19 protein-coding genes are annotated in these 19,931 nt (G+C 42.8%); 4 read left to right on the forward strand and 15 right to left on the reverse strand.

What is annotated here, in order from left to right:
- Positions 1 to 12 precede the first annotated feature (12 nt).
- From AC2EXB_RS14370 to abc-f, 10 genes are all read right to left on the reverse strand, one after another.
- A complete protein-coding gene (locus AC2EXB_RS14370; RefSeq protein WP_052650813.1) occupies positions 13 to 456 on the reverse strand; it encodes a tripartite tricarboxylate transporter TctB family protein in 444 nt (147 codons plus the stop codon).
- A gap of 92 nt (positions 457 to 548) precedes the next feature.
- A complete protein-coding gene (locus tag AC2EXB_RS14375; protein WP_483602091.1) occupies positions 549 to 1,532 on the reverse strand; it encodes a tripartite tricarboxylate transporter substrate binding protein in 984 nt (327 codons plus the stop codon).
- Between the two features lie 21 nt (positions 1,533 to 1,553).
- On the reverse strand, positions 1,554 to 2,576 hold the full coding sequence (locus tag AC2EXB_RS14380) for a 2-dehydro-3-deoxygalactonokinase (RefSeq protein ID WP_483602092.1): 1,023 nt from the start codon (positions 2,574 to 2,576) through the stop codon (positions 1,554 to 1,556).
- 15 nt (positions 2,577 to 2,591) lie between these two features.
- Entirely contained in the window at positions 2,592 to 3,239 is a 648-nt protein-coding gene (locus tag AC2EXB_RS14385) for a bifunctional 4-hydroxy-2-oxoglutarate aldolase/2-dehydro-3-deoxy-phosphogluconate aldolase (protein WP_483602093.1), read from the reverse strand.
- Between the two features lie 153 nt (positions 3,240 to 3,392).
- Positions 3,393 to 4,157, reverse strand: coding sequence for an IclR family transcriptional regulator (locus tag AC2EXB_RS14390; RefSeq protein WP_483602094.1), 765 nt, complete (start codon positions 4,155 to 4,157; stop codon positions 3,393 to 3,395).
- 92 nt (positions 4,158 to 4,249) lie between these two features.
- Entirely contained in the window at positions 4,250 to 5,152 is a 903-nt protein-coding gene (locus tag AC2EXB_RS14395) for a sugar phosphate isomerase/epimerase family protein (RefSeq protein WP_483602095.1), read from the reverse strand.
- 1 nt (position 5,153) lies between these two features.
- On the reverse strand, positions 5,154 to 5,978 hold the full coding sequence (locus tag AC2EXB_RS14400) for a sugar phosphate isomerase/epimerase family protein (protein ID WP_235196932.1): 825 nt from the start codon (positions 5,976 to 5,978) through the stop codon (positions 5,154 to 5,156).
- A gap of 181 nt (positions 5,979 to 6,159) precedes the next feature.
- Complete coding sequence (locus AC2EXB_RS14405) at positions 6,160 to 6,321, reverse strand: hypothetical protein (RefSeq protein ID WP_235196933.1); 162 nt, start codon at positions 6,319 to 6,321, stop codon at positions 6,160 to 6,162.
- A gap of 139 nt (positions 6,322 to 6,460) precedes the next feature.
- Entirely contained in the window at positions 6,461 to 7,456 is a 996-nt protein-coding gene (locus tag AC2EXB_RS14410; RefSeq protein WP_483602096.1) for a GNAT family N-acetyltransferase, read from the reverse strand.
- Between the two features lie 280 nt (positions 7,457 to 7,736).
- Positions 7,737 to 9,365 carry a ribosomal protection-like ABC-F family protein gene (gene abc-f / locus AC2EXB_RS14415; protein WP_483602097.1) on the reverse strand — a complete coding sequence of 543 codons (1,629 nt, stop codon included), beginning with the start codon at positions 9,363 to 9,365 and terminating at the stop codon, positions 7,737 to 7,739.
- Positions 9,366 to 9,737: 372 nt separating this feature from the next.
- Here abc-f and AC2EXB_RS14420 point away from each other — a divergent pair, with 372 nt between their 5' ends.
- The 4 genes from AC2EXB_RS14420 (at position 9,738) to AC2EXB_RS14435 (ending at position 13,144) form a co-directional block, all read left to right on the forward strand.
- Positions 9,738 to 10,715, forward strand: coding sequence for an ATP-binding cassette domain-containing protein (locus tag AC2EXB_RS14420; RefSeq protein ID WP_483602098.1), 978 nt, complete (start codon positions 9,738 to 9,740; stop codon positions 10,713 to 10,715).
- Positions 10,716 to 10,730: 15 nt separating this feature from the next.
- Entirely contained in the window at positions 10,731 to 11,573 is an 843-nt protein-coding gene (locus tag AC2EXB_RS14425) for an ABC transporter permease (RefSeq protein WP_235196937.1), read from the forward strand.
- Between the two features lie 97 nt (positions 11,574 to 11,670).
- Positions 11,671 to 12,069 carry a DUF2512 family protein gene (locus tag AC2EXB_RS14430; RefSeq protein ID WP_483602099.1) on the forward strand — a complete coding sequence of 133 codons (399 nt, stop codon included), beginning with the start codon at positions 11,671 to 11,673 and terminating at the stop codon, positions 12,067 to 12,069.
- A gap of 250 nt (positions 12,070 to 12,319) precedes the next feature.
- Positions 12,320 to 13,144: an aldo/keto reductase gene (locus AC2EXB_RS14435; RefSeq protein ID WP_483602100.1), complete on the forward strand. Its 825-nt coding sequence runs from the start codon at positions 12,320 to 12,322 to the stop codon at positions 13,142 to 13,144.
- 52 nt (positions 13,145 to 13,196) lie between these two features.
- On the opposite strand, the gene AC2EXB_RS14440 is transcribed toward AC2EXB_RS14435, so the two are convergent.
- The 5 genes from AC2EXB_RS14440 to AC2EXB_RS14460 form a co-directional block, all read right to left on the reverse strand.
- Positions 13,197 to 14,648: an amidase family protein gene (locus AC2EXB_RS14440; protein WP_483602101.1), complete on the reverse strand. Its 1,452-nt coding sequence runs from the start codon at positions 14,646 to 14,648 to the stop codon at positions 13,197 to 13,199.
- Positions 14,649 to 14,936: 288 nt separating this feature from the next.
- Positions 14,937 to 17,378: a transcriptional repressor LexA gene (lexA, locus tag AC2EXB_RS14445; RefSeq protein WP_483602102.1), complete on the reverse strand. Its 2,442-nt coding sequence runs from the start codon at positions 17,376 to 17,378 to the stop codon at positions 14,937 to 14,939.
- 449 nt (positions 17,379 to 17,827) lie between these two features.
- A complete protein-coding gene (lepB, locus tag AC2EXB_RS14450) occupies positions 17,828 to 18,367 on the reverse strand; it encodes a signal peptidase I (protein WP_483602103.1) in 540 nt (179 codons plus the stop codon).
- Positions 18,364 to 19,026, reverse strand: coding sequence for a hypothetical protein (locus AC2EXB_RS14455; protein WP_483602104.1), 663 nt, complete (start codon positions 19,024 to 19,026; stop codon positions 18,364 to 18,366). Before AC2EXB_RS14455 ends, lepB begins: the two co-directional genes overlap by 4 nt.
- A 64-nt stretch (positions 19,027 to 19,090) precedes the next feature.
- Positions 19,091 to 19,879: a hypothetical protein gene (locus AC2EXB_RS14460; protein ID WP_483602105.1), complete on the reverse strand. Its 789-nt coding sequence runs from the start codon at positions 19,877 to 19,879 to the stop codon at positions 19,091 to 19,093.
- Between the last annotated feature and the right edge of the window lie 52 nt (positions 19,880 to 19,931).

Consider the following 19,931-nt stretch of genomic DNA (forward strand, 5'->3'; position numbering starts at 1 on the left):
ATTCACCCCTAATTAAGAAAATAACGTACCCATCGGTATCGATACTTTCAGCAGAATCTGGAAGAAAACGAAAATGAAGAGACTGGTTCCAACCGGTATCGTAATAAGCAGGATTTTGTTCTTAACTTTAGAGAACAGCAATAATCCTAACACCAGCAAGAAAGTCGAGATATAAAATCCGATATATGGAATGACAACAACATACAAAATAACGAACAACATGGCTCCGATTGAATATTTCATTGTATTCTCTTGTTCATCCGATTCTTCCTTGTTCCGAAATGTCTGAATCAGAAGAATGGAACCTAAAATAATCAACATAACGGAATATACACGCGGCATAAATTCTGCGCCGATTAATTGGTTTTCCAATTTTGGAAAATTGAAAGTTAACGAATAGAAAAAGCCAGCAATAATGATGATGATCAGTCCACTAATGTAATTGGGTTTCTTCACGCATTTCACTCCTTAAAGAAGGGGCTTGACAAATGTCAAGCCCCTTTCATGACAATCGTCTGGGTAATGTTCTTTAAATTTTTCAGCGGATTTTAGTTAAGCCCTAATTCACCGATGATTTCACCGAAATCCTGTTCATTCTGCTTCATGTAAGCTCCAAATTCTTCAGAACTTTTCAATTCAATTCCTAAGCCGTTCGTTTTCATGAATTCTGCAAAATCTTCATCTTCTGCAGCTTTCATGAAACCTTCTTCAAGCTTCGCTACCACATCATCCGGCGTATCTTTTGGAACAGTCAATCCTCTCCAAGTACCTGTTGGATTGATTTCAACTCCCGCTTCAGCGAATGTCGGAACATCCGGGATAATATCGGATCTTGTGTCTGCCATTACCGCAAGAGTTTTCACATTTCCAGCTTCAAGCTGTGTTTTAACTTCTGCCGGGCTGACAGTAACTGCATCAATATGGCCGCCTACTAGAGCCGTTACTGCTGGAGCTGCACCTTCATGTGGAACATGGTTCAATTTAATATCCGCCGCTTTTTCAAGGCTCGCGGCAGCAATATGCCAAATCGATCCTGTCCCTGAGTTACCAACACTTACTTCACCTGGATGATCTTTTGCATAAGCGATAAATTCTTCAAGTGTATCGTATGGAGCATCAGCTGCTACAGTCAAAGCCGCTGGATCAAAATTAATCATCCCGATAGGCTTGAATTGGTCATAAGTAAGTGGAGATAAGCCTAAATGCTTGAACATTGTCAGTTCTACGAAAACCATCGTCACTTTATAGCCATCAGCTTTTGCATTGGCACCTTCAGACATGCCGACTGAACCGCTCCCGCCTGTTTTATTTAATACACCGATAGATTGTCCAAATACGTCTTCCGCTTCATTTGCCAGCGCACGAGCAGTGGCATCCGTCCCGCCTCCAGCAGCTGCTGGAACAATAATTTCAATAGATTTCTCTGGGAAATTCCCGCCATCACCGGAAGAAGCCCCCGAACTTTCTTCACCACACCCACCGATTGTCAAAGCTAACGCGGATAATGTAACAGCCCATAAAAATTTCTTCATCATAAAACCCCCTGTTTTGTTTTAGTAATCGCTTACATTCAGTTCATTGCCTGTCAGATAAACTGATACGACTTCTTGTGCTCCGAAGACCATGGAAGCAGCCACCTGCTGATCATTTGCTTCGATAATACGCCAACCATTTCCTAAATACTTTAATAAATGCACAAACACTTTTCGCAAAGGATCTGACCCCCCGACGATAACCCAATCCACTTCATTGTGTTCAGTTGTCTGCATCAGGGCTTTAATATCGTCGTGAATGACTGCTCCGACAAAATAATTAGCACGCTGATTCTCATTTAAAGTTGAAAACATCTGTAATAGCCGAATATGATAGAAACTTCTTGTAAATCCATATTTTTTTGATGCTTCGTATCCTTTTTCTAACATTTCTATATCAATTTCCTCCACAAGGCTTGTTGTAAGAGATTTTGATAAAATTGTCTCTTTCTGGATAGCGTGAAGAATTTCTCCTCCTAGAGTCGAAAGGCACGACTGCAGATTTTTTTGGTTATCGACTGCGACGTATTTTGTGTGAGAACCCGGCAAAACCATAATCCCATTCCCTTGGACCTCAATCTGTTTTAATAAGCCGATTGTTTCAACTTCTTCTCCCCTCATCACATCATAGTCATTGATAAATGCCAGAGAGTCTGAAATATCCTCAGTATTATTCTTCATGCCCGGTACGAAAATACAAGGAATCGAGAAGAATTCTTCAAGTTTGATAACTACGGATTTTCGGGCAAAATCATCGAAGCTGGCTGGACTGGTAATGTGAGGAACCTCATGGACGCCTAAATCAGAAGTAATCATTCCCGAAGCAACCATGTACCGAATATCTTTCGACGCCAGCGAATTTCTTTCCAGAATTTTTTCAATAGCATCTTTCAAGCCACTCTTTAACTGTTCATTATGGCCATCTATTGCCGTGTTTCTTACGCCGATATTTATTTTTAGTTGATCTAAGATTTCACTGCTGCCTCTATCTACGAGACGAAGCCGTGAATTCGTTGTCCCTGAATCTATTAATATCGTTTTCATCAAATCCACCACTTTTTATAATTTCTTAGACAATTCAAATCGATTGGCTAACTCGACAAATTCTCTAGCACGTTTCTCAATTTCATCAAAATCTCCTTGTTTAACTAACTTATTATCAACGAGAGCGCTGCCGATACCTAAAGCGGAACTGCCAGCTTCCAAAAACTCTTCTGCATTTTCAAGAGAAATTCCACCAACAGCCATAATATCAAGATGTGATAAAGGCCCTTTGAGATCGGTGATATATTTAGATCCAACTGATCTAGCAGGAAAGATTTTAATCATGCGAGCACCATATTCATAGGCTGTTAATGCTTCTGTCGGTGTTAAAACTCCTGGCACGATAAAAGTGTTATATCGATTGGCCATTGCAATTGAACTTTCTTTCAAAGTTGGAGCTAGTAAAAAAGTGGCTCCTGCCAATATGGCCTGACGGGCACTTTCAGGATCCAAAACTGTTCCGGCTCCAATGGCCAAGTCAGGATACTTTCCTTGAAGTGAAGCGATTCCTTCTAGCGCTCCGGGTGTGTTCAATGTTATTTCAACAATCCGTATGCCTCCTCGATACAAACTTTGGACTGTTTGTTCCAATTCATTAATTGAATCTGTCCGGATAATGGCTACAATTTTATGCTGATTGACTTGGCTAATCACATTTATCATTTCCTGCCCCCTTCGTTCCTTAATAAGGAACGTCGTTTCATAAATAATTTTTATTTTTGGCGTTCCTTACTACGGAACGCCGTTTTGTTTAGTAGATTCTTTTTTAGTATATTTAATAAAGAAAGCGCTGTCAACGAATATTTTGAATTTTCTTTAAGCGCCCAGTAATTTTGAAAGTTCATTAGAAACCCGTAGTACTTCTTTAGCCATCATCTCTAGCTTCTCTTCAGTGACCCGCATTATTGGACCTGCTACGCTAATCCCAGCAATTACTTCTCCTTGATGATTAAAGATTGGAGCTGCAGCACATTTAATGCCTGCTTCGTGCTCTTCATCATCAATTGAATAGCCTCTTTTGCGAATCAGCTGAATATTTTCCAGCATTGCTTCTTTTGTAATTAAAGTTTTCTCGGTGTATTTGCGAAGGCCAGCTTCAGTGATTACTTCTTCTATTTTCTCGTCCTGCAGAAATGCAAAAATCGATTTGCCAATCCCCGTGCAATGAATCGGGGCTCGCTTGCCAATATTTGAAAACATGCGAATCGTTGCGTTGCTTTCCAACTTATCAATATAAACGATTTCGTATTTGTCCATGATTGCCAAATGGGCAGTTTCTCCCGTTATTTCAGTCAATTGATGCAAATACGGAGAAGCAATCTTTCGAATATCCAAATTATCTGTAACGACTTGTCCGACTTCAATAAACTTTAAACCCAGCATATACTTTTCTGTCTGGTGATCTTGTTGGACAAACCCCTTATTGTACAAAGACATAAGGAGGCGATGTGCTGTGCTCTTAGAAACGTCAAGACGATTCGATAATTCGGTTACCCCTAGCCCTTGGGGAATTTGCTGCAAAATCTCAATAATTTGTAAAGCCCGATCAACAGACTGAACGGTAATGGCTTCTTTTTTCATATACTTTCCTCCTGGCAGTATAACAATCATCTAATAAAGATTCTCCCTAAATTCTATAGGATAGTCTCCTAGATTCATACAATAAACTCACTCTATCCTCTGACTTCAGTAAGTAATCTCTTTAAAAATTGCTTAGTTTGCAGCTCGGTGGAATGGGCATTTTCATTCTCGTTTGTCCGTACTTCTACAGAGATTCGGAATGGCTTTGCAGCAAAAAGCCCCTGAGATTTTACTTTCTGCATAATGCTTAGCGCTTTTTCATATGTCAAAAATCCAGGTGCACCTAGAGGGATATGATGATCTCCATAAAGCGGATCTACCGGATTTAAAACAGCATTTGAAAGATGCAATTGACCCATAAGGGGACCAGCCAATTCTATTGCAGTTTCAATTTCTTCTTCATTCAAAGCAGCATGTGCTGTATCAAATGCAAAGCCAATATTGGGATGATTGTTTTTAACGGTTGATAAGATTTTGCAGGTGTCTTCTGTAGGGCCAAGAAACATTTTTTTATGGGCATGTCGGTCTAAAGGTTCTACAAGCACTTCTATGCCATAAGGCTCCGCTTCTGCACAAATTGACGAAAGGCTCTTTACCAGGTTTTCTCCGGCTTTTATCCGCAGTTCTTCTCCTGGATCCTGTCCGGTTATCAATGCGATATTTGAAGCTCCCGCTTCATTAGCCCATTCAATATTCCTTAAGATTTCGTCCACGGCATGCTGTCTTGCTTTTTCATCAATAGCAGATAAGTTCAATCCATGCTCCGTAATAATCGCAGTCATCCATTGCGTTACGATTAACTCTGAGGCAGAAGTAACCTCCTGAATCCTTTTTCTTTTTTCTTTGTCATGAATGTTCGCAATTTCAATTCCTCGGTAAAAACCTTCTTCTGCAATCTCCTCTATTTTTGAAACAAAAAAGCTTTCATCTCCCGTAAATGGGCGATAAATTTCAGGCATAAGAATGGTGGGCAAAAACTCAATCGGTTTTTCCATATTAGTTAACCCCTTGACTGATTGGTTTAAGATTCGAATTCACGTATTTGCTGATATCGACTACCGCTTGTTTCGGGTTAGCTGTAGATTCCTCAGTTTCTTCTTCAACCATGATCCATCCGTCATATCCTGAATCAGTCAGCAATTGGACAATTGCAGGGAAATCAATATCCCCGGTTCCCATCTTTCTCCACTGAAAATCTTTAGTAGCATCTTTGAAGTGGACATGCTTGATGAAAGGCAAATATTTTTTGAAAATCTCCAATGCATCCATCCCACCAAATACAATGTGGCCGGCATCTGGAGTATAGCTAATATAATTCGTATCTAACCCCTCAAAAAGAATTTCATAATCTTCCTTTAAACGGAATACAGACCCTGCTGGTGAATTAGGATGAAATGAACAGAGCACCCCTTGTTCGTGCGCTCTCTTCGCTAATTGATTAGCACAACGAATGATGTTTTGCTGGCGGTTCACCAAGTTTTCCCGTAAGTTTCCGGTTCTTGGAGCTACATTTAATAAGGCATTAGGAAAATGCTTTATGTATTCAATATAATAGTCAGCTAAAGCTTTTTCCTCCTCCGTTTCTTGTGGTTCTAACCAATTGAATGGGATCGTCAGAGCAGCCAATTGAAGACTTCGCTGATCTAGTTCTTTTTTTAATGCTTGTGGATCGCCTTTAAATCTTCCTAGTAAAGAGACTTGAATATCCACTCCCTGAAATCCAGCATATTCCACTACATCTGCTATTTCTGGAAAATAATCTGATTTTTTATCGTAATCCAGCTCCCAAGTCGATCCATGACATCCATATTTTATAGTCATTTATTTTCCTCCTTGAACTTTTTGTTCCTTTATACGGAACCTTGTTTCATTAATTGAATCTTTCATCAATTGTAGAAAAAAAAGAAAGCGTTGTCAATTTAGTTTGAGTTTAATTTGTTTAATCCTTTCTTTAGACAAATAAAAAACCAGACACAAAGTGCCTGGCCGCTTAGCTTTTCTGTTATTTAGAAACTTTGTCCTTGAGGTTATTCTTCAAGTTCACTGCTTTGTCTTTATAGTCTGCTGCTTTCTCTTTGTAATCGTCCTTATTTTCTTCCCAATGGGCTTTGCCTTTTTCGATTGACTTGTCTTTCAATTCGTTGAGCTTATCAAGAAATGCCATATGCTTCACCCCGTTTTGCTCATCTTACAGGAATGGATCTGATTTCACAACGATTTGCTCTAATCGTATAAACCAGGCGTTTCTTCTAGCTGAATAGCGCAAAAAGCCCGGCATTTAACGGCAGCTTTACTAATGAAAATTAACTTATTGTGTGGGCATAGCGGTATGCCGGAAAGGCTTGAACCGTTTCCCCCACTCGCTGCATATGGCATAAGCGGCTGTAGATTTCAGGGTTCCAGATTTTATGGCTGACATAGTAATTGAAATCCGTGTTCTTTCCAAATTGCTTTTTCAAGAGATATAACGGATCATCCAAGCCTCTTCCTTTTCCCCCGCCTTCGTGGATCATTTCACATCCCTGCCCTTTCCCCCAGAGCACGAGTGCATAGCGCATAACAAACGCAGGCGAAAGATGGCGATATTCAAAATACGTCCCCGATAGATGAATGTGGATCAACTTTCCATAGGCAAAGTTCAAACTCATTCCAATCACCCGGCCTTCATAGAAAACTTCCACGAGCAAGATGTATTGCCCCAAATTCCGAAGCAGTTGATCGAAATATCCATCATCAAAATAATAGATAGCATCCGCTTCTTTCCGGTTCATCGTCCGTTCGTATATGTCTTTAAAACCCTTCAAACTTGCCGGGTTTTGAGTAATCCGGTATTCCACACCTGCATTTAAGGCTTTCTGAATGCTTTTCTGCTTGGATTTCGAAAACTCTGCTTGAATCGGATTCTCAAAATCCCGTAAATTGGTGCCGGTCGTATAGCGCTGCAGGGTCAACTCATAACAATCGCAAAAATCCTCGGCATTCATTAAAATCGGATGGAAACGGACGAACTCACAAATGATGTTCTGTTCCAAGCAATGCTCCTGGAAGGCACGTTGAAAAGCCTCCACAAGACGTGCTTTTCCCGCTTCTTTTACTCGGATGATCAGCGGCCCGCCATACCCGTAGGGAGTTACCAAATCATAGTAAACTTCACCCTCCAACCGATATGGAATTTCCTTTTTGATATACAGATGCCGAACTTCCCCTTCTTCTCCTATATAATGAAAGACTTCACATTTGCCATTTTCAATTTTCTCGTATAACTGGCCGTAAGCTGTTTCAAAATAGATATCACTCAACTGGAAAACCTCTTTTCGTAAACTGGAGCGTCCTTTAGAAAGCATTTTTAAATTTTTGCCGTGTATTTCGTTAATAAATGCAGTACGGTTGTACCTGAATTAAATTATTCTAATAATTCAGATTATAATTATTTATTTTAGCTGTTAATATACAAGGCGTCTAGTGGTTTCTCGCATAAAATGTAAATTTGATGGAAATAAAATTAAAAACGTTCCTCTATATAAAAAACCTGAAATCCTGACTTAACAGGATTTCAGACCATCAAATGTTATTCCATTGTTACAAACTTTTAATTTCTCTCGTCAACTCATTGAATCGGCCATCCAACAAGGCATACTCCTTATCGTTCGGCGTCATGAAACTCAATTTCCCCAGCACCGCTTGGCGTTCTGTTTCTAGTTTCAGCCGCAAGTCGTCGATAGCTTCCCGCTCCGGCGCCATTTGCTCCAATTGTTTATGGATCGCGCCGTCTTTGATGACCAGTTTGGCAGACGTTGTTTCTTCGATAAAGGTTTTGTCGTGCGATACCACTAACATCGTTCCTGGGTATTCCGCTAGCGTCGCTTCCAATTGCTCACGCGATTGCAAATCCAGATGATTGGTCGGTTCATCCAAAATCAAGACGTCTTTTTCATCCAATATATATACCATCAATTTGCATTTGATGCGTTCACCCATGCTCATCAATCCGATCGGCTCCGCCCACTGCGCTGCGGTAAACCCGAGATGCTTCATTAAGTTTTGAACTTTGCCTCGCGCTGCGAATGTCTCTTTATAGAACAATTCCTCCGGTGTCTTCTCTAGCGGCAGGTCGAATACTTCTTGAGTCAGATAGCCGATATCTGCTGAAGGAGAAAGCCAAATCTCGCCTTCCGTTTCCTCTTCTCCCATGATTATTTTCAGTAAAGTCGTTTTTCCGCTGCCATTGGGCCCTTCAATTGATATCTTTTCTCCGTGCTGCACTGTGAAATTAGCCTTTTCAAAAAGAATGCGGCTGCCAAATGCCTTCGACAGATTTTTCGCTTCCAAAAACCGCTTGCCCATTTTTTCATTGGCTTTCATAGAAAATGAGACTTCGTATTCCGCTTCCGGCGGCGCTGCTTGATGCTTCTCCAATTCTTTTTCGAGGCGCTTCTGCTTCGATTTGACTTGCTTGTCCATGCGCTTCGCTTTCTTGCGGTAATATTCTTTCGCTCCTTCTTGCTTTGTGGACTCCGCATGCGCTTTATGGGACCAGGATTTAAGTTCTTCCATATGGCCTTCGATCCGCTCCACCATCTTCTGCTGCTTTTCGTAATCGCGCTGCTGCGATAACCGCTTTTGCTTTCTTTCTTCTACATAACTCGTGTAATTCCCAATATGCTCAATCAGTTTTTCGTGTTCAATCGACCAAATTTTTGTCACAATCGCATCCAGGAATGTCCGGTTATGCGAAACTAAAATGATCGTTCCTGGGTAGTGTTTGAGCTGCTCCAGCAATAATTCGATGCCTGGCTGGTCAAGATGGTTGGTCGGTTCATCTAGCAATAGCAAATGTGCCCCTCTAGCAATTCCCGCCGAAAGCCGGGCCTTCAATTTCTCGCCACCGCTCAAAGAAGAATAATCGTGTACCGGTACCTGCCATTTCTTCAATAAAACCTTTTCCACTGAATCAATTTGATCCACTTCATGCGATTCCGCTTCCTGTTCGACATATGCGATTTCCAGGCGATCCGCTATGCGGTGAATCTGCCCTTTGCTTGGTGCCAATTTGCCGGCTATCAATTCAAGCAAAGTCGATTTTCCAGCGCCGTTCTTGCCGATGATCCCGATAATCTCCTTTTGTCGGACACTTGCATTCACCTCTTCAAAAATCACCGTATCTTCTATTTCATAACCGACTTGCTGCAATTTCATTAATTCTTTCATCTAACCATTCCCTTCTGAATAAGGGAGAATTAAAAAATCCTCCCAAAAATTTCTTGGAAGGATTAGCCGGTATTTGCCTAACTTAAATAAGCCATTTCGATAAATGAATAGCTCGACAGTTTTATAAGTGGGCAGACTAATCCTATTTCACGTGATTTGAAATATCCATTTCAAATGAAGAAAATAAGATTAGTTACGCATTGTCCACCCATCAGCCTTTCTGTCGCTTAGTTGAGATGATTATAGCATAGAAGGATAATTAAATAAAAGAAAATTGAAAAATTAGAACATTTGTTCTTTTATTTTTCTTCAAATGGGAGTATACTCTTTTCAAGAGCTGCACAATAATCCAAACGAAAGGTGAGGATTTTAGTGGATGCAAATCGGACGAGGGAAACAACATCATGGGCTATTGAAGCAAAAGGGCTCGTGAAGACATTTGGAAAGCACCGGGCCGTCGATGGTGTGGATCTAACCATTCAAGAAGGGACTGTCTATGGATTTTTAGGACCAAATGGCGCGGGCAAAACGACAACGATCCGCATGCTTGCGACATTGTCAAAGCCTGATGCCGGAACTGCACGGATCTTCGGATACGACCTCGCAACTGAAGGAGACCGTATTCGAAGCCGCATCTCGTTGACTGGACAATATGCTTCTTTAGATGAAGATTTGACTGGCCTCGAGAATTTAGTGATGATGGCTGGCTTAATGGGCTATGGACGAAAAGAAGCCAAAACACGCGCAAAAGAATTGCTCACCGCTTTCGGCTTAGAAGATGCGGCCAAACGCCAAGTGAAGAATTATTCGGGAGGGATGCGAAGACGCATCGATATTGCCGCAAGCCTAGTGGTCACGCCGGATCTGCTATTTTTGGATGAACCTACCGCGGGACTGGATCCGCGGAGCCGCAACCAAGTTTGGGATATCGTGCGTACACTCGTTTCTACAGGAACGACTGTCCTTTTGACAACGCAATATTTAGAGGAAGCTGATCAACTCGCAGACCGCATCGCCGTAATCAACCAAGGGAAAATCATCGCAGAAGGCACGAGCAGTGAATTGAAAGCATCTGTCGACACCGGAACGCTTACGGTCCAATTGGTAAACGCCGAAGACCGTGACCGTACAATCGAATTGCTGAAGCAAAAACTTTCAGTTGGCATCCATATCGGGACCGACCCAACAACGCTGACAGCTCAAGTAAGCGACCCTTCATTAGTTGCAGAGGCTTTAGGTGCCATCACACAAGAACGGATTGCCATCAGTGACTTTTCACTCGGACGCCCAAGCCTAGACGAAGTCTTTTTGACTCTTACTGGACAAGCCGCAGAAACAGAAAACGTTTAACGAGGAGGAAAACATATGATTGACTCCACGGAACTTCGTAAGCAAATTACGGTAGATGAGCGTTTGCAAGACGCGATTTCTTCCACTAGCCGGCCGAAGCGCCCGAGCGCGGTTTCGTCAACTATGGTATTTGCCACCCGCGCCTTATTGCGCATCCGCCATGTCCCTGAGCAAATGTTCGATGTGACGCTTTTCCCGATCATCTTTTTATTAATGTTCACTTATTTGTTCGGCGGTGCGATTGCCGGATCGACTGCGGATTATCTCCAGTTCCTGCTGCCCGGAATTTTGGTCATGACCGTTGCACAGATTACGATGTATACGGGGATCGATTTGAATAATGATATCCGCAAAGGCATTTTCGACCGTTTCCGGACCTTGCCAATCTGGCTGCCGTCCGCATTGATCGGCGCTCTTTTGGTCGACGTCATCCGCTATTCCATGGCTTCTTTCATCATGATTGGACTGGGACTCGCGCTTGGCTTCCGTCCGGAAGGCGGACTTTCTGGTGTACTGATGGCCATTGGGATGATCTTAATCTTTTCATTCAGCCTTTCTTGGATTTGGACAACTTTAGGATTAATCGTCCGTTCGGAGAAATCTTTAATGATGCTCAGTTTCTTGGTCATGATGCCACTGACTTTCGTCAGCAATGTTTTTGTGGATCCGAGCACTTTGCCTTCATGGCTTCAAGGATTTGTAGAAATCAATCCTATTTCCATTCTGGCTACGGCCGTCCGCGGATTCATGCACGGCACGGCAACATTCGAACAAGTGATGTGGGTGTTGATTGTCTCGTTGCTATTTGTTGCAATTTTTGCACCACTGACCATGTATCTCTATCGGAATAAGAAATGAGCTCTTTTTGGAATCGCTTTATGTGAGAGATTGCTTATATTCCTGAAAAATCGGGTACAGTTTCTCTAAGTAAAACTTTTTCAAAGGAGAGTGGAAAATGAATCATGTGATTGCGTTCTTCATTAAATTCGTGATGATTACTGCTGTTTTACTGATCGTATTGACGTGGATCTTCGATGTATCCTTTGTCGACACCTTGATTATCAGTTTGGGACTGACCGCGATTGCCTACTTGATGGGCGATTTGCTGATTTTCCTAAATGCCGGCAAAGCGGATGACCAGTCGACGCGCAATACGATTGCGACCGTCTGCGATTTTGTTCTAGCCTTTCTCGTAATCTGGTACGTTGGCCAATTGATCAGCGGCACCATGGCCGAAATGGTGGCACCTGCTCTCGTATCCGCACTGGTGCTTGCTGCCGGAGAATGGTTCTTCCATATTTACATGGACCGCGGCGTGATGCCTTGGTACAACAATTACAAAGCTGCAAAATAAAAAATGCACTTGCTCTGCCTTTAAACGGCTGGAGCAAGTGCATTTTTTGATACTTTTGCGTTATGGGGCGTATTTTCAACTTTACCTTGCGTATTTCTTCAACTACTGGGCGTATTTTTAAAACTACCGTGCGTATTCACAAAGTTATTCCTTCGTGAGTCAAAGTAAATGCGTTTTGAAGGATTATTATTTAAACTAAAAGGGTATCAAATGAAGCGCTTGAATTTATTTTGAAAAGGGGTAATGGATAATGGATTACGTAACGTTAAACAACGGCTTGAAAATGCCGCAGCTTGGCTTCGGTGTGTGGCAGGTTCCTGACGATGAAGCAACTGCAGCAGTAGCAAATGCATTAAAAGCAGGTTACCGCTCGATCGATACAGCAATGATTTACCAAAACGAAAAAGGTGTCGGCAAAGCAATCAAAGATGCTGGCCTTCCGCGTGAAGAATTGTTCATCACGACAAAAGTCTGGAACAGCGACCAAGGCTATGAAAATACGTTGCGTGCATTTGATGAAAGTTTGGAACGTTTAGGATTGGATTATGTGGATTTGTATTTGATCCATTGGCCGACTCCGCAATTTGACGACTACGTGGATACATACAAAGCTTTGGAAAAGCTGTACCACGACGGACGCGTGAAAGCGATCGGCGTCTGCAACTTTGAAATCGAACATTTGGAGCGCTTGCTTTCTGAATGTGAAGTGACGCCAGTCTTGAACCAAGTGGAATGCCATCCGTACTTGGCTCAAACGGAATTGAAAGAATTCTGTGCAAAACACGATATTTTTGTAGAAGCGTGGAGCCCGCTTGACCAAGGCGGCGAAGTGCTGCAAGACGAAACCGTCAAGAAAATTGCAGAAGCTCACCAAAAATCGCCGGCTCAAATCGTATTGCGCTGGCACTTGCAGAACCAAACAATCGTTATTCCAAAATCCGTGACGCCTTCACGCATCGAAGAAAACTTCCAAGTCTTTGATTTTGAATTGTCTTCTGATGAAATGGAACAGATCCATGCGTTGAATAAAAACCGTCGCAAAGGTTCTCATCCAAACGAGATGAACGTACGTTAATATGAAACAGCCGCTAGTGGAATCATTCTCCACTAGCGGCTGTTTTTGTGTTTTATTCGAATATCGGCGCTTGGCGCTTTTTCGTTGCCTGCTCATAGGAATAGGCAAGTTCAATCAATCTCGGTTCGCTGTACGCTTTCGCTGAGAACGTCACGCCAACCGGCAAACCGGTGCTGATGTATCCAGCGGGGACTGTAATGGACGGATAGCCCGCTTTTGCCGGGAGTGCCGCACCGTTGTTATTTTGAAACAGCAAAGCATCCAGACGGTGTTCGTCCATTACGGCATCGATGCCTTCGCTGCGGGAAATCCGGATGTCCGTTTCGCGGTGGAAAACGTAAGTCGGATCTTTTGGATCGTCGCTCAGCGCTTGTGCTTTTTCGAGTTCCACTTGGCCGAACTTCATCCGCTCTTCCGGATTTTCTTTGTTGAACGCAATGACGTCTTCCAAAGATTTAACGGGAACATCGCTTGAGACTTTGCTCAAGTAGTCGTTGACTCCCCGCTTGAACTCGTACCAAAGCACTTCGGATCTTGCGTCGGACTGCGGAATCTCTACATCTACAACGGTTGCCCCGAGTTCCACCACTTCGATAATCACGCGCTCCATCAAGTCCCGCTCTTCTTTTCCAATTTCGCTCAGGAATGCCCGGTCGACACCGATCCGCGCTCCATTCAGGCCGTCCACTTTTAAATGCGGTGTGTAATCTGATAGCGCATGGGTTTCATTTTGGGCTGTCGCTGGATCTTCTTCGTCAACGCCTGTTAAAACACCAAGCGTAATCGCCGCATCTGCGACTGTGCGCGCCATCGGTCCTGCAGTATCCTGGCTTTCGGCAATCGGGATAATGCCTGTTCGGCTGATCAATCCCACAGTCGGTTTGATGCCGACAAGTGAATTGGCGCTAGACGGACTTAAAATCGAACCCGAAGTTTCCGTCCCGATGCCGACCACCGCGAAATTCGAAGCAATGCTCGCCCCGGTCCCTGAACTCGAACCGCCGACACTCCCCGCTTCAAACACATCAATGCCGTAAGGATTCAACACTTGGCCGCCGAGATTGCTGAAGCCGCTCGGCACATCATTCGTCATGAAATACGCCCATTCGCTCATATTCACTTTCCCCAGAATAATTGCGCCGGCATTTCGAAGCTGCGCCGCAACAAATGCATCTTTCCGCGCAAAGTTTTCTTTAAGCGCTACGGTTCCAGCCGTCGTCGGCATGTCGTCGACTGTGTCAATATTGTCTTTCAATAAGACCGGAATGCCATAAAGCGGCCCTTGCCCATCCTGTCCGCGCATTTCATCCAATTCCGCTGCAATTTTAAGCGCGTCCGGATTGATCGATAAAACCGAATTGATCTTCGGGCCGTTCTTGTCGAATTGTTCGATGCGGTCCAGGTAGGCCTGCACGAGTTCCACCGATGTCAGCTGGCCGTTTTCAAACGCCTGCTGGATCTCATATATCGTCGTATCTTCTATTTCAAAAGCTGTTTTTTCCATGCTGCTATCCCCTTTGGCTAATAAAATCGTCAATCTTCTTCTATTATATAAATATCTCATTGGATTAAACCAATTATTCGAATGAATTGGAAGATTTTTTGTTTTGGTGAAAGGAAGCAAATGCTGGAGAGAACTGACACAATTCAAGTAGAATCCGGCATAACTCATGTAGAAGCCGACACAATTCAAGAAGAACTCGTCACAATTAATGTAGAGCCCGACACAATTTAAGAAGAACTCCCCCAAACAACAAAAAGACGGACTGCCTTTTCACAGTCCGCCTCTCGTCTACTTCTTTAAGACCCCAATCACCCGACCGTTAATATGGACATCTTCGCTGCGCATCATAATGGGTTCGTACGCAGGATTCTCAGACATTAAAAGGATATTGCTCCCCATCGGCATGTATTTTTTCATGGTGGCTTCTTGATCAATGACGGCGATGACGATGTCACCGCTGGATGCTGTCATTTGCTGATGGACGATGACTTGATCGCCTTTTTCGATGCCTGCACCGGTCATGCTGTCGCCTGTGACTGTAAGAGCAAAGGTTTCATTCGGCGAAACCACCCAATCACGCGGCAAATAGATTTCGGCCTCGAAGGATTCGGCTGCAAGAATCGGTATACCGGCAGCCACGTTGCCGAGTAAAGGCACTTTCACTTTCTCGTGCACTTGCATGAGGACGTCCTGCCCTGATTCTTTCACTTCGATTTGATCTGCTTCGTCATGGTCCACAGCATAGTCGTATTGACGATTATTCTTTAGATTCAAATACTGTTGTTTATTCTTCGTTTCCGGTAAGAACTGTGCGCGGCACTTCGGCAAGTCTTGAACTTCTTCACCATTTCGGTCGATGATTTTAAGTTCGAGGCCATCTGTGGCAATGCCGTAAAACGCTCTTCCATCAGCTTCAAGATAGGATTTTAATTGGTTCAGCGCTTCATCGATTCCACTGCCGAAACGCTTCACTTCTGCAATGATGTAGGGATTTGCTTCCCCGTCGGAATAAACCAATACAGCAATATCACAATAGCCTTTTTTCGAGAACTGTTGTACTGGAAACTCCAGTTCCAGTAACTCCAATGGATAGCCATAAGTGTCTTTCAATTCACGGATCAGCCATTGTCTGATGACTTCTTCTTTGGAATGGAGATCCACTAACTGATTTGTTAATTGATATTCTGCTATGCTAATCGATTCAAATGGCCGAAGAGCAGCGTCTTTTTTCATCCGCAAGTGCTTTCGGTCAATCTCCTTGATAAATTTCGAGGGCTTTTTAACCGAGGACATATACAGCAATTCATTTGCACGCGTCATGCCGACGTACATCAGCTTCCGTTCATCCGAATCCACCGTTTTTTGATCCTCTTCATCCGCGTATACTTCCATCGGGATCAATCCACTGTTCAAATCAATTAAGAAAATGACTTTGAACTCAAGCCCTTTGATCGAATGCATTGTGACAAGTTTGACGTTATCGCTTTCGAAATCTGGCTCGCTGCGTTGAAGAACCGTATTTGGAATGCCAGCTCGCTCCAAACCGATTGCGACATTTTCGATATAGCGATTCCCTTTTGCCACAATGCAAATTTCCGATAACGCATAATCATTCTTCAAGATATTGATTTCATTTATTAAAAACTGCAATTGTTGATCCGGGGTAAGGAAAAAACGGTAAATCGGTGGATGGCCATGCCGATCAATCAAAGCCGGCTTGACGAAATCGACATTCGATCGGATATGTTCATCCGCTTCGATTAAATGAAAAGCAGCGGTCGAAATTTCCGTTGTGGTCCGGTAGTTCTTACTTAACGTCCGCGATTTTCCGCTCATATCATAACCGATGGTCGTATAAGGCCTACCTTTTCCAAGCCATGATTGCGTGTAGATACTCTGCGTATTATCCGCCACAAACATCAGTGAAGAATATTCCTTTTCCTTATACAGCTCCTTCAGAAATTCCAGTTGGACACGCGTCAAGTCTTGGCTTTCATCAATGAGGATATGCGTGTACTTGCCTGTTTGTCCGCGCCGAATTTCTTCTAATGCCAATAGATTCATCTGTTTGTAGCTGATTAAATTGTCTTTTTCTAATAGATTTTTATATAACGTGCACACTTCAAATATAGCTTCTCGAAGCTTCGAATTCTTTAACAGCTTTTGCGGAGTGCTTCCATCGCCAGAAGCTCGTCCAATCCGGTCAGCTGATTGATACGTCTCCAGTTCCTTGATGGAACAAGCTTGAATCCATTCTTCTTCTTCCAATAAAAACTTGCTGTTTTTCGGTGACAACAGCTTCACATCTGGATAGGATTTCTTTGCCAAGTGTACGGCTTGAACCATCGTCTTATGCATTTGATCCGGTGCCGCCATCTCTATTTTTTTACCCGTCCGATTTTGAAAGCGCATAAATTCTTTGTACATCAAACTATCAATTGTTGAAATGTCCACTTCTGCGTCCGAAGCGAAAAGCTGCATACCTGAAACATCATCAGAATCAGCCATACGGGCATATTGATGACGTATGTAATTGAGCAAAGTTTTATTATAAGTAACCATCAAAATCTTATCATCAGATTCATGGCAATAATGTTCTTTTAAAAAATTGATCCGGCGGATTGCAACCGTGGTTTTCCCAGACCCTGCCACCCCTTTTACAAGCATCGGCCCAGACGGTTCAAGTTCTACAATCCTGCGTTGTTCTACATTTAGCTTCAATCTTCGCACCCCCTTGTCATTTACAACTTCTCCCTATATTTTATGAATATTGTCATAAAATAGCAAGGTTTTGAATAATTCTAAAGGCTAGCGAAGGAATAAAATAAGGAATCGCTGAATAGGCAGTAAGGAAGTTCTTTATTTATATAGCCTAATCCTTATTCGAACTAGTTGGAGTGGCTTAATGTAAGAAGAAAGTGGAATAGTGTCGATAAAGATGAAGTTAGTGTCGATAAGGGTAGAATTAATGTCGATAGAAATGGAATTAGTATAAAAAAGAAACCAAAAATCAACGAAAGTCGGTGAAAACTGACACAATTCAAGAAGAAATCGGTATAACTCATGAAGAAGACGTCACAATTCATGTATAGTCTGACACAATTCAGGAAGAACTCGACACAATTCAAGTACAACCCATAAAAAATGGACCGCCAATTCGGCAGTCCATCGGGTTCCTTCTATTTAACTGAAAGCTGGAAAGGCATTAACGATATGAGCACTTTTCCTTCAACCATATCCGCTGGCACCAGGCCGACTTCTGCACTTCGACTATCAAGGCTTTCGCCCGGTGTGCGGTTATCCCCCATCACGAAGTAGGCATTTTCCGTCACTTCCACCGCAGCCATGTCATCTGGCGTTCCCGTTGTATAAGCCTCTTCCAGTACGCTGCCATTCAAAAGAACTTGGCCGTTTTGAATCGCTACCGTATCTCCTGGAACTCCGATCACGCGCTTTACGACTGAAAAGCCGTATTCGTTGTTGAAGATCACCACATCATCAAGCTGGTATTCGTTAAACACCTTGCTCGAGAGAATGACGTCATTTGTTTCAAATGTCGGATTCATCGAATCACCGCTGATGATCGATAAGCCGATCACGTAATTAAAGAAAACATAGATGCTGATCAGCAAAAGCCCGAAGCGGATCCAGCCGAACACTTCGCTTTTCTTTTTTGTTTTCACTTTTGAAGGTTGTTCGACTAAGGTCGTTCCTGTCATTCACCATCACCTGCCGGTTGCTCAACTGGTGTTTCACTTTCTGGCGCTGCTGGCTGTTCGGCCGGAGGAGCCGTTGGCGTCGGAGCAGGCGCAGGTGGTGCTTCCGCTTCAGGTGCCGGAGTTTCTGCTTTTGGCTCTTCGGGCTTCGCTTCCTCTTCTTTCGGCTTTTCCGGTTCCGCTTTTTCTACAGGGACGATGCTGCTTTTCCAGTTAGCATTTGCCGTCTGCATCGCTTTTTGTGCCTCAGCGTAAATGGAATCCAATTGGCGCTTCAATTCTTGTTCCTTCGCAGAATTGTCAATATCGATTCCTTGAATCAGTTGATCGGCGTAATTGCGGATATTTTGGACACGGCGTTCTTTCTCAGCCGCTGTGAATTGATTCATTTCGCCTTCCGCAGCATCCATCTCTTCTTTTAAAGCCGCTTTCAAGCGTTCTTTTTGAATCTCTTTCTCGCTCGAAACTGCTTCTTTTATATGAACAATTGCGTTCTCTCGTTTGTCATCAAACCATTTCGTCAACACTGCATTCAAATCTTCATTGGCAAATGAAACCGTTAAAGTTCCTCCCATGATCACCAGCACGGTCATCATCGCAATCAATACTTTAGCAAAAGCCGTCTTTTTCTTTTTTCGGTAGGTGTCTTTTCTATTTAACATTTCGCCCCTCCTACTAAAATATTAGGACCCCGCTATGAGGCCCTAATGAGTTTGTGGATATAGATTATTTGTTGATAGATAGCATAATTTGTGCATCAAGTTCTGCTTTTGCTGCTGCTTCGATTTCATTTGCTTTAGTTACTAGCTTCAACTGGTGAGCCTCTACTAGTTCTTTTTTCTTAGCTGTAATGTCTGCTTTCAACTGCTCGATCTTTTCATCAATGGCCAATTTAATTTCAACAGTTGTTGCATCTTTTTCACCTTTTAGTTGTGCGAGTAAAGTCGTTTTAGCATCTACGATCCGTTTGTCTAATTCGGAAACCGCTTTTGCTTTTTCAGCATTCAAATCTTTTTCCAATGCTTTGAGCGCTAAGCCTCCAGTAGAGTTGGCGGCTACCGTTAATCCAAATTCAGCCAAATTATATGCTTTATTACTAGTGAAGTTAAAAGTATCAATACTTTTTTCAGATAATAAATCGAATTGATCATCCATATAAGCTGCAATTTCAGCTTCTCTTGTACTCACAGAATCAATATAACTTTGTTTAGCTGCGTGGATGCTTTCTGTCTTAGCTTTTTTCTCTTCATTTTTTGTAGCAGTGATAGAGTTAACAGCGTCCGCTGTTTCTGCTATTGAATGAGCTGCAAACTTCCCTTGTTCTACAACCCCATACTTCGCTGTCTCAGCTAACATTTCTGTAGAAGCTGTTCCAAACGCTTTATTATACCAACCCTGCAAAGCCCCGCCAGCATCCGTATTCGCCGCTACAAATCCGACTCCTGAGAACAACGTGACTGCTGCAACTCCTGCTACCATTTTGCTTTTTACTGTGTTTAGTTTGATTTTTTTCATTTTCATTTCTCCCCTTTGATTTTAGTTTTTTGTCTTAATAAAAATTTATATA

The organism is Planococcus alkaliphilus, assembly GCF_057031095.1.

Excerpts from the sequence above, each read along its gene's own strand:
- AC2EXB_RS14395 (WP_483602095.1), bottom strand. The coding sequence starts at position 5,152 with ATGGAAAAACCGATTGAGTTTTTGCCCACCATTCTTATGCCTGAAATT.
- AC2EXB_RS14385 (WP_483602093.1), bottom strand. The coding sequence starts at position 3,239 with ATGATAAATGTGATTAGCCAAGTCAATCAGCATAAAATTGTAGCCATT.
- AC2EXB_RS14460 (WP_483602105.1), bottom strand. The coding sequence starts at position 19,879 with ATGAAAAAAATCAAACTAAACACAGTAAAAAGCAAAATGGTAGCAGGA.
- lepB (WP_483602103.1), bottom strand. The coding sequence starts at position 18,367 with ATGACAGGAACGACCTTAGTCGAACAACCTTCAAAAGTGAAAACAAAA.
- AC2EXB_RS14380 (WP_483602092.1), bottom strand. The coding sequence starts at position 2,576 with ATGAAAACGATATTAATAGATTCAGGGACAACGAATTCACGGCTTCGT.
- AC2EXB_RS14390 (WP_483602094.1), bottom strand. The coding sequence starts at position 4,157 with ATGAAAAAAGAAGCCATTACCGTTCAGTCTGTTGATCGGGCTTTACAA.
- AC2EXB_RS14425 (WP_235196937.1), top strand. The coding sequence starts at position 10,731 with ATGATTGACTCCACGGAACTTCGTAAGCAAATTACGGTAGATGAGCGT.
- AC2EXB_RS14400 (WP_235196932.1), bottom strand. The coding sequence starts at position 5,978 with ATGACTATAAAATATGGATGTCATGGATCGACTTGGGAGCTGGATTAC.
- AC2EXB_RS14435 (WP_483602100.1), top strand. The coding sequence starts at position 12,320 with ATGGATTACGTAACGTTAAACAACGGCTTGAAAATGCCGCAGCTTGGC.
- AC2EXB_RS14440 (WP_483602101.1), bottom strand. The coding sequence starts at position 14,648 with ATGGAAAAAACAGCTTTTGAAATAGAAGATACGACGATATATGAGATC.
- abc-f (WP_483602097.1), bottom strand. The coding sequence starts at position 9,365 with ATGAAAGAATTAATGAAATTGCAGCAAGTCGGTTATGAAATAGAAGAT.
- AC2EXB_RS14430 (WP_483602099.1), top strand. The coding sequence starts at position 11,671 with ATGAATCATGTGATTGCGTTCTTCATTAAATTCGTGATGATTACTGCT.
- AC2EXB_RS14375 (WP_483602091.1), bottom strand. The coding sequence starts at position 1,532 with ATGAAGAAATTTTTATGGGCTGTTACATTATCCGCGTTAGCTTTGACA.
- AC2EXB_RS14405 (WP_235196933.1), bottom strand. The coding sequence starts at position 6,321 with ATGGCATTTCTTGATAAGCTCAACGAATTGAAAGACAAGTCAATCGAA.
- AC2EXB_RS14455 (WP_483602104.1), bottom strand. The coding sequence starts at position 19,026 with ATGTTAAATAGAAAAGACACCTACCGAAAAAAGAAAAAGACGGCTTTT.